This window comes from Polaromonas sp. (assembly GCF_049790275.1).
In the GTDB taxonomy this organism is placed as follows: domain Bacteria; phylum Pseudomonadota; class Gammaproteobacteria; order Burkholderiales; family Burkholderiaceae_C; genus Polaromonas.
Window position 1 is genome coordinate 42,274 of record NZ_JBAQYR010000035.1, and the last position, 8,617, is coordinate 50,890.

At 63.1% G+C, this 8,617-nt stretch carries 4 protein-coding genes, 1 pseudogene and 1 riboswitch; of the genes and pseudogenes, 2 read left to right on the forward strand and 3 right to left on the reverse strand.

The genetic code is table 11. The annotated features are described in order from the left end of the window. Nucleotides 1-48: 48 nt before the first annotated feature. The 3 genes from nrdR to WA904_RS04500 form a co-directional block, all read right to left on the reverse strand. Nucleotides 49-498, reverse strand: a complete 450-nt coding sequence (gene nrdR, locus WA904_RS04490) for a transcriptional regulator NrdR (protein WP_425195925.1) — start codon at nucleotides 496-498, stop codon at nucleotides 49-51. A gap of 99 nt (nucleotides 499-597) precedes the next feature. Next, nucleotides 598-1,842, reverse strand: a complete 1,245-nt coding sequence (glyA, locus tag WA904_RS04495) for a serine hydroxymethyltransferase (RefSeq protein ID WP_425195926.1) — start codon at nucleotides 1,840-1,842, stop codon at nucleotides 598-600. A 44-nt stretch (nucleotides 1,843-1,886) separates the two neighbouring features. Next, nucleotides 1,887-2,016, reverse strand: a riboswitch (ZMP/ZTP riboswitch). Nucleotides 2,017-2,072: 56 nt separating this feature from the next. Further along, nucleotides 2,073-2,951: a transglycosylase SLT domain-containing protein gene (locus WA904_RS04500; RefSeq protein ID WP_425195927.1), complete on the reverse strand. Its 879-nt coding sequence runs from the start codon at nucleotides 2,949-2,951 to the stop codon at nucleotides 2,073-2,075. Nucleotides 2,952-3,686: 735 nt separating this feature from the next. Here WA904_RS04500 and WA904_RS04505 point away from each other — a divergent pair. Together WA904_RS04505 and WA904_RS04510 are read left to right on the forward strand one after the other, a co-directional pair. After that, nucleotides 3,687-7,643: a DUF748 domain-containing protein gene (locus tag WA904_RS04505; protein ID WP_425195928.1), complete on the forward strand. Its 3,957-nt coding sequence runs from the start codon at nucleotides 3,687-3,689 to the stop codon at nucleotides 7,641-7,643. A 207-nt stretch (nucleotides 7,644-7,850) separates the two neighbouring features. Continuing rightward, nucleotides 7,851-8,617, forward strand: a pseudogene (locus tag WA904_RS04510) (DUF349 domain-containing protein); the annotation flags it as partial.

Here is an 8,617-nt window from a genome sequence, read left to right on the forward strand (position 1 = left end):
GCTGCAGCCCTCAGGTGGATTGCCATAGATAGTCGATCTGACTATTTGCTATCTTCTGACCTCATCCACCAGCGTCTTGAACTCGTCAATATCCTCAAAACTCCGGTACACGCTCGCAAAGCGCACATAGGCAACCTTGTCGAGTTTTTTCAGCTCGCGCATGACGAGTTCGCCCAGGCGGGCTGAGGGGACTTCGCGCAGGCCCAGGTTGAGGAGTTTTTCTTCGATGCGTTCAATGGCGGAGTCGACCTGTTCGGTGCTGACAGGGCGTTTGCGCAAGGCGAGGTTCATGGAGCCGAGGATCTTGCTGCGCTTGTACTCGATGCGGCGGCCGTCTTTCTTGACGATGGCCGGAAAGTTGACGTCGGGCCGCTCGTAGGTGGTGAAGCGTTTTTCACACGCGCCGCACTGGCGGCGGCGGCGTATGAAGTCTGCGTCTTCCGACACCCGCGTTTCAACCACCTGGGTTTCCAGATTGCCGCAGAAGGGGCACTTCATGCGGCTCTGCCTGGATTCATCAGCATTTTTGGCCTCCAGCCCTTGTGTGGCGGGCGCAGGCAGCTATCAAAAACATAGTGCCTGAGCTGCGCCGCATGGTTAACGGTATACCGGGAAACGGCTGGTCAGGGCATTGACCTTGGCACGAACCGCTTCAATGTTTGCTGCATCTCGCGGATTGTCGAGCACGTCGGCAATCAGGTTGGCCGTCAAGCGCGCTTCCTCGTCCTTGAAGCCGCGCGTGGTCATGGCCGGGGTGCCGATGCGCACGCCGCTGGTGACCATCGGTTTTTCCGGGTCGTTGGGAATGGCATTCTTGTTGATCGTCATGTGGGCGCTGCCCAGCACGGCTTCGGCTTCCTTGCCGGTGATGCCCTTGGCGCGCAGGTCCACCAGCATGACGTGGCTTTCGGTGCGGCCGCTGACAATGCGCAGGCCGCGTTGCGTCAGCGTTTCGGCCACGATTTGTGCGTTCTTGAGCACCTGCTGTTGGTAGGTCTTGAACTCGGGCGCCAGCGCTTCCTTGAAGGCCACCGCCTTGGCCGCAATCACGTGCATCAGCGGGCCGCCCTGCAGGCCGGGGAAAATGGCGCTGTTGATGGCTTTTTCGTGCTCGGCTTTCATCAGGATGATGCCGCCGCGCGGTCCGCGCAGGCTTTTGTGGGTGGTCGAGGTCACCACGTCGGCGTGCGGCACCGGGTTTGGGTAGATGCCTGCGGCGATCAGGCCGGCATAGTGGGCCATGTCGACCATGAAGATCGCGCCCACGTCCTTGGCTACCTTGGCAAAGCGCGCAAAGTCGATGCCGAGGGAATAGGCCGACGCGCCGGCGATGATCAGCTTGGGCTTTGTTTCATGCGCCTTGCGTTCCATCGCTTCGTAGTCGATCTCTTCCTTGGCGTTCAGGCCGTAGGAGACCACGTTGAACCACTTGCCGCTCATGTTGAGCGCCATGCCGTGGGTCAGGTGGCCGCCTTCGGCCAGGCTCATGCCCATGATGGTGTCGCCGGGCTTGAGGAAGGCCAGGAAGACGGCTTCGTTGGCGGAGGCGCCGCAATGCGGCTGCACGTTGGCGGTTTCAGCGCCGAAGATTTTCTTGACGCGGTCAATCGCCAGCTGCTCGGCCACGTCCACATGTTCGCAGCCACCGTAGTAGCGGCGGCCGGGGTAGCCTTCGGCGTATTTGTTTGTGAGTTGCGAGCCCTGTGCGGCCATCACGGCGGGTGAGGCGTAGTTTTCGCTGGCAATCAGCTCGATGTGGTGTTCCTGGCGCGCGTTCTCAGCGATGATGGCGGCCCACAGTTCGGGGTCGGTTTGTTCCACAAGAATGGTGCGGTCGTACATGGCAGTCCTTCAAGACGTGGTCCCTGTCATGGCAGGCATGAAACAAGGGCTGCCCAGGCGAACGGCTGAACGCTGTAGTCACCGATGACGTCAGCGGTGCGCTTCCCAGTGGTATCCCACGTCAGCTGACGCCCTTTGTGCAGGGGTCGCCTATCGCCAGTTGCGCACCCTGCTAGTGTAGCGGAGTCAGCGCCGGACTCGCCTTCGGGCTGTGGAAAGCCCGGGCTGGATCAGGACGTTGCCAGGCTGGCAACTTTGCCGGTGGTTTTTTCGCCAGGCATTTCGCCGGGTTCGGGCGCTGCAGGCAAGGACGCAGGGATGGCCAGCGGCGGCCGCACGGCCGGTGTGTAGGCCGGTGCGCGTCCGCTCACAACGGCCAGCAGCCGCGCGTGCTCAGCCATGACCTTGGCGGCATAGCCGCCGTCGCTTTCAAGGTTGGCGGCACCCACGTAGAACCTCAACCCCGCTTCGACCGAGCCGGCGCGGGCAATACATTCCTGCAGCACCTTGACGCCGACGCGCAAATTGGTCACCGGGTCAAAGGCGGCCAGTTTGCCACCGAAGTTTTCGTACTTGGCGTGGTGAACGTTGGTCATGACCTGCATCAGGCCCTGGGCGCCCACTGGGCTTTGCGCAAACGGGTTGAAACCCGACTCAATGGCCATGATGGCCAGGATCAGGGTCGGATCGAGCTTGGCTTTCTGGCCGATTTCAAAGGCTTCGGCAACCAGCACGCTCAGGGGCTCGGGCGCCACGTTGTATTTTTTGCTGAGCCAGAAGGCCACCGCCGCCTGCTGGCGTGGCAGGTCTTTCGGGTTGGCCGCGGTGGCCCGGTCGATGGCCTCGGGCTCGGTGAAGCCGATGGCGGCTTCCTGGCGCTCCTGCAGCCAGGCCCTCAGCCGGGATTCGCCAGCGTCACGCAGGTCGGGCCGGGCTGTCAGGGTGATCACCGCAAACACGACGGCCAGACCGAGCAGGGCAAAGCTGTTGTGGGTGATTTCAAAAAACCCCTGGGCGATGTCGTCGGCAATGTTTGCCAGACTGTCGGCCACGTTTTTCTGAAGCGTTCGCATCACCGGTGCGAGAGTGGATTGTCCTAGCGCTGTCATAGCACTCCTTTCTACGCGCACCGGCTTTTTGAGCCTCACGCTTTGATTGGGTCGCCATCAAACCAAGGACTGTGGCCTTGGGGGTGTTGACCCCTTGTCTGACTTTGCCGGGTTCGGCAGCGGGTTCGGGTTGTCCCTTGGTTTTCTGTGGGACGGCGAATTCTATGAGGGCTCTAAATAACTTGTCAATAATATTAAATTGATTTTATATATTAAATATGAAATTAAAAGGTCAAAATACCGCCCAAAAGGCCTATTTTTCACACTTCGCTGGTTTTTGGGCGATTCCCTCTAAGTGCCGATTCGGTGCCCTGATTTCCAGGAAATGGCTGTACGTTTTGACAGTAAAGGGCTTTTAACTCAAGTGCTTGCAGCGTTTTCGCGAGAAAGTGCCGGAACATTCGAGCAGCGACTTTTTTGGCTTTGAGTTGGTACTTTTCCCGTCTGTCTGTAGGACAAAACCACAAGCTGTAAATCTTCAAGAAAATGGCGATGGCCAGTGCAGGTTTGATTACAAATTTCGACTTGCACAGGGGTCATCAGAGGTTTAATCTGCAATTGCTTGAGTACCTCGAGCATTAGCTGGGTAACCAACCCTGGCAACCTGAGAGCAATCACTTGCTTTCATCGCACTGGAGACGATCTTCTCTTCTTTGCGAAGCCCGACGGCATGAGCATTACGCCCGCCGTCAACCCCGGTCGGCTCCGCTGCCCGGGGTTTTTATTTGCCTGCCTATGCCAAGCCAAGAATTGAAAAGCAAGCTCCGGAGCTTCTGGAAAACATTTCCGGCCCGCACGGTTGCCGTGTTTCGGTCGCCTCGATGGCAGCGTCGCGCCGCCTGGGCTGTGGCGGCCCTGTTGTTCATCTGGGCCCTCGCTTATGCCGCGGTTCCTGTGCTCCTGAAGGCGCAAATCGAGCGGGTTGGTTCCGAAAAACTGGGCCGGCAGGTCACGGTGGGGGCCGTGGACTTCAAGCCCTGGTCGCTGGAGCTGACGATCAGCGAGTTTGCCATCGCCAAAGCGGGCAGCCTGCCGGGAACTGCTTCGCAGGCCGCCGGAACGGGAACTGCCCAGGCATTGCCCCAGCTGAAAATCAAACGCCTCTATATAGATGCAGAGATGCAGTCCCTGCTGCGGCTGGCGCCTGTGGCCGACGCCATTGCCGTCGACGAGCCCGTGCTCTCGCTGAACCATCTGGGCCAGGGGCGTTACGACATCGACGACATCCTTGAACGCCTGAAGACACCTGCTGACGAGCCGGCGCGCAGTCCGCTGCGCTTTGCCCTCTACAACCTGGTGCTCACCGGTGGTTCCCTGGATTTTTCCGACACGCCCGCAGGCAAGACCCACGCCTTGCGCGAACTCAACCTCTCGGTGCCTTTTTTGAGCAACCTGCAGTCGCAGCGTGAAGTCAAGACCGCCCCGCACCTGGCTTTCAAGCTCAACGGCAGCAGTTTCGACACCTCTGCCGTGGGAACGCCTTTTGCGCAGACGCACAAGACCGACGCCACACTGGCGCTGCGTGGCCTTGACCTGCGTCCCTACCTGGCCTACTGGCCGGTCGGCCTGCCGGTCAAGCTGCACAGTGCGGTGGTCCATGCCGATGTCAAGGTTGCGTTCGAGCAGACACCGGCCACGGTGGTTCGGCTGTCCGGCACGGTGACCGCCGACCAGGTCCGCGTGCTCGACGCCCAGGCCAACAGCCGCGACCTGTTGGCCTTTGAGCGCCTGCAGGTCGGCATGGACGACGTGCGGCCGCTGGAGCGCTCGGTCAAGCTTTCCACGGTGACACTCAGCGCGCCGGTGCTGGACCTGATCCGCGACCGTGCAGGGCGGTTGACGCTGCTGCCGCCAACTCGTTCTGCTATTAATAACGAAGCTGCCGACGCCCGACCCGAAAGGGCTGCAGGCCAAAATGACTCGAAGAACGAGGCGCGGCCAGCTACCGCAGCTGCCAGTGCCCCGGCGGCTGCGCAGCCCCCGGCCCCAGTTGCCCCTGCACCATGGCGCGTCGAGGTTGGCAGCGTGGTCGTGCGTGGGGGCAGGGTGAACTGGCTCGACGAAACCCTGGCGTCACCGGCGCAGATCCGCCTGGCGGGTGTGGCGCTCAATGCCTCGGCCATTCGTTTTCCCTTTGCGGCGGCCGCGCCGCTGAAGTTCGACGGTTCGATGGGGCTGGACGTCCCAGTTGCCCCGGTTTCGAACGGCAGGAAAGGGAAAGCCGTGCCGGCGGCGGCGCCCGCGCCGGCGCTGCTGAGCTTTAGCGGCAGCGCAACCGACCGGGCGGCCCAGGTCACGGCCCATGTTGTGGCCTGGCCGCTCACCATGGCGGCCAAGTATGTGGGCCAGTTCCTGTTGCCGGCACTGCATGGCCAGCTTGATGCGCAGCTCGGCGTGAACTGGCAGGCGGCCGGCAGCGAGGGGGCGCAGGTGCTGCAGCTTACGGCGCCGCAGATCGCCGTCAGTGATGTCCAGCTGGCCCAGGGCAAGACATCGCTGGTGTCCGTCAAGCGGGTGGCGCTGGGCAAGGTGGATATTGATGTGACAGGCCAGCGCTTCAAGGCTGCCAGCATGCAGCTGATGCAACCCAAAGCCCTGGTGGAGCGGGGCAGCGACAAGCGCTGGATGTATGAACGCTGGATGGTGGCCCAGGGCAAGGCGCCAAACACGCCCGCTCCCAGGACCGATGCCGCAGCGGCGGCCGCTGCGCCGTCCTGGTCGGTGGCTATCAACGAGGTGCAGCTCGAAGGCGGTGCCCTGTCTTTTTCCGACAAGGCCGGCGCCAAACCCGTGGGGTTTGAAGTCACGGCCGCCAATGCGCGGCTGGGAGGCCTGGTTATTGACGACCCGGGACCCAAAGCCCAGCCCGCCAAAGCCATGCCCCTGACTGCCTCGCTGCGCCTGGGGACGGGCGCGGGCCGCTTCGAGCCCGGTAAGCTGGCCTTCAACGGTGAGCTCGGCCTGAGTCCGGTCCAGGCCCAGGGGCGCCTGGCCATCGACAGGCTGCCGGTGCAGGTGTTTGAGCCGTATTTTGCGGATACCGTCAATATAGATCTGCTGCGTGCCGACGCCAGCTTCAAGGGCCGCGTGGCTTACCGGCAAACGCCCGCCGGGCCGCGGGCGCAACTGACGGGCGACGTGGCGCTTGAAGAGTTCCGCGCCAACACGCTGGCGCCCAGCGAGGAGCTGCTGGCCTGGAAGTCGCTGAACCTGCGCGGCCTGCATGTAGCGCTGGATCCGGCGCGTGCCACGCGTGTCGATGTAAAGGAAACACTGCTCACCGATTTTTTCGCCCGGGTGATCATCACGCCGGAAGGCCGCATCAACCTGCAGGACCTGCTCAAACCACCGGCCGCCGTGCCCCAGGATGCTTCCAAAACGATAGCTGCCGGCGCAGGAGAGACGGGGGCTGCAGGCATAAAAGATGCCAAGGCTGCGGCTGCGTCGCCACCCGCCGCGGCGGCCGGCCCTGCCGGGCCGCCGCCTGTCATGAGCTTCGGACCGATGAGCCTGGTCAATGGCAAGGTCCTGTTTTCCGACCGGTTTGTCAAACCCAGCTACTCGGCCAACCTGAGCGAGCTGACCGGCAGGCTGGGCGCCTTTTCCTCGGTCGCTCCCGGCACGCCCGCCGGCACGGCGCCTCCGATGGCCGACCTGGAGCTGCGCGGCAAGGCCGAAGGAACGGCTTCGCTGGAGATCCTGGGCAAGCTCAACCCGCTGGCCCAGCCCCTGGCGCTCGACATCAAGGGCAAGGTGCGTGACCTCGAGCTGCCGCCGCTCTCGCCGTATTCGGTCAAGTATTCGGGTTATGGCATCACCCGCGGCAAGCTCAGCGTTGATGTCAATTACGTGGTGCGCCCTGATGGCCAGCTGACGGCCAGCAACAAGCTCGTCCTGAACCAGCTCAGCTTCGGCGACAAGGTGGAAGGTTCGACCGCGAGCCTGCCGGTCAAGCTGGCCGTGGCCCTGCTGGCCGACCGCCATGGCGTGATCGACGTCGACCTGCCCATCAGCGGCTCGCTCAACGACCCGCAGTTCAGCTTGGGCCCCGTCATCGTGAAGGTCATCTTCAACCTGATTGTCAAGGCCATTGCCGCGCCCTTCAGCCTGCTGGCCAACGCGCTGGGCGGCGGTGGTGAAGAGCTGGGCACGGTGGGCTTTGCGGCTGGCAGCGCGCAGTTGGCACCTGAAGCCCGGGCCGGGCTCGACAAGGTGGCCAAGGCGCTGACCGAGCGGCCCGCGCTCCAGCTCACGGTGGTGGGCACCAGCAGCCTTGAGGCCGAGCGTGACGGCTTCAAGCGTGAACGGCTCGCGGAGATGGTGCGTACCGAGAAGCGCCGTGCCACTGTCAGGGAAGGGGGCAGCAGCACCGCAGCCATCAGCGTCAGCCCGGCCGAATATCCGGCGCTGCTCAAGGCGGTTTACCAGCGCGCCGACATGGCCAAGCCACGCAACCTGATAGGCCTGGCCAAAGACCTGCCTGTGCCGGAGATGGAAAAGCTGCTGATGGCCGGCATCGTGGCCGATGACAACACCTTGCGAGAGCTGGCCCTGCAGCGTGCGGTGGCGGTCAAGGACTACCTGGCGGCCAGCGGTCTGCCATCTGCCCGGCTCCTCCTCGGTGCACCCAAAAATGCGCCTGCAGACGCCAAATGGACACCGCGTGCCGAACTTAATTTGGCGATGCCGTAAAAACAGCGAAAATAGCCGCATTGCTTTATTTCTGAAGCTTGGGTCGGGGGTCGCGGATATCTGTCCAGCGGCTCCTCTTTTTTACGCTGGTCCTGTCTTTGCCTGTTGACGCCAACAGCCCGAGAGTCCAAGAGGCAGACCTGCAATTTCCAGATTCCCGAAGATCCCGCTTCGCCGGTTCCACTTATTCATATGCTGCGTTTCCCCATGTCCAAATCTTCCAAGCCCGAAACCCCCGTCGTGAAAACGCCCGCTGCCAGGAGCGCCGACAGCCATCCCCTGGACGGCCTGACCGGTGGCGCTTTCTCCGCGCCCACCTCCGGCGAGCGCACCACGCGCATCCGCGAGTGGCTGGCCACCGGCCCCAGCGCCGAGCAGATGGCCGAGGTCTACAAAGACCTGGCCAACCGCGACAAGGGTGCTGCCAAGCCGCTGAAGGAAAAGCTCGACGAAGCCAAGCGCCTGAAAAGCCAGGAAGCCGTGGCCGCTGAATGGGCCGAAAAAGGCAATGCCCTGCTGGCCCTGAAAAAACTCAACATGGCTGACGCGCTGGCCTGGCAGCGCGACGCCGCCAAGGCCGGTGCGCCGCTGTCGCGTGAGCCGCTGGCCGGCCTGAAAGCGCGGCTGGCCGACCGCGTCAAGACGATTGAAGACCTGCAGCACCGCGCCCAGGTACAGCGCGAAGCCGCCGTGCTGATGGCCCAGCGTGTCGAGGTTCTTTCCACCAAATCATGGCGCGACGCGCAGGCCGCGTGGGACGCGCTGCGCGCCGACGTGACGCACTGGCAGACCGAAGCCGACGAACTGGCACAAGACGCCAACTGGCCCAGCGTGGACGCGAAGTTTCCGCCCCTGCTCGATGCCTCGCGCGGCCAGCTGTTGGCGGTGTGGGAAGCCTTCCAGGCCGCGCTCTCGCTGGCTGTTGCTGCTGCCGAAGACGCAGCCGCGCCGCTGCCCGCCGTTCCGGTGTGGGC